We start from the raw sequence: 1,224 nt of genomic DNA, 5'->3' as shown, positions 1-1,224 counted from the left end.
GAACAGGACGACCCCAGCGGCATGTTCCGCTTCCGGGAAGCGCCGCAGGGGGATCTGGATCTGCTGCGCGACGGCTCGCAGCAGTTCCGCCTCGACCTGAGGCCGCGTGTGCTGGCGGACTTCGGAGCCGGGTCCTGGTACCACCGGACCTCACCGGACTCCCACTTCACCCGGTCGCTGATCTGCTCCCGGTGCACGGAGGGCGGCCGGGTGACGCTCCGCGGCCGCACGCTGATCACGACCGAGCGGGGCGAGCGTCATGAGACGGAGCTGCGGGACGACGCCGAGGTACTCGCCGCCTACCGCGACCACTTCGGCATTGAGCTGACCCACCCGCCGGTGGTACGCCCGCCCCTGACCGTATGACGTGTGTGACGTACATGAGGTGGGTGACGTGTGTGATGTGTGTGATGTGCCTGGCACCGTATGCCCGGACGTCGACGGGTGCTCCAACCTGCGCAATACGGACCTTCGGTGGCACCTGCGTACAGTGACGCACAGCTGGGCACAGCTCGGCACAACCCACTCTGAGCTGCTGCGTTTGCCTCGAACGTCGCAACGGTGATCGAATGCATATTCGTCGGCGGGCCGCTGCTCCGACAACGACGTCCGGCTGTCAGGGTCCGAGGTGAGAACCACCCCTGGGGAGTACGTGCGCATGTTCGGCCGTTGGCTAAGCAGCAGAGGCAGGTCCGGCACCGCACAGGGCAACGCTCCCGCCGGGTTCCCGGTGCCGCAGGATGCCGCCATGCTGAGCTGCCGGGTGCTGGACCCCGTCTCCGAGCCCGTACAGCAGGCCGACTTCGTCGTCACGGACAGCGCCGGCCGCAAGGTCGTCAGCGGGGAGACGGACCCCTTCGGGAACGTGGTCGCGACCGTTCCCGCAGGTGACTACCGGCTGGGTGTCACAGCCGAGGGGTTCACCCCCTTCCACCGCTCGCTCACCCTGGACCAGGGCGATCACGTGAGCCTCGGAGATGTCTTCCTCCAGGTCGCCCAGCCTCCGCAGCTGCCGGATCCGGGTGACTGGGAGATCGAGCCCGCGCACACCCAGATCGGTTTCACGGCACGTCACATCGGCATGGCGCGGATCCACGGCAGGTTCAATACGTTCGCCGGTGCCGTGCGGATAGCCGACCGCATGGAGGACTCCGCCATGCACGTCGTCATCGACGCCTCGTCGATCGACACGAACGTCCGGATGCGTGACGACCACCTGAGGTC

The 1,224-nt window shown here is 67.4% G+C and carries 2 protein-coding genes; both read left to right on the top strand.

Features of this window, described 5'->3' with window-relative positions; translation table 11 throughout:
- On the top strand, window positions 1-366 hold a 366-nt coding region (locus ACFU7D_RS29720; protein WP_378874143.1), incomplete at its 5' end, for an arylamine N-acetyltransferase.
- Between the two features lie 262 nt (window positions 367-628).
- Window positions 629-1,224, top strand: a 596-nt coding sequence (locus ACFU7D_RS29715) for a YceI family protein (protein ID WP_378874142.1), incomplete at its 3' end; no start/stop codon positions are given.

The organism is Nocardioides sp. NPDC057577, from assembly GCF_042801335.1.
Lineage (GTDB): Bacteria > Actinomycetota > Actinomycetes > Propionibacteriales > Nocardioidaceae > Nocardioides.
The sequence above is the reverse complement of the archived record's forward strand: the minus strand, read 5'-3'. Positions and strand labels throughout refer to the sequence as shown.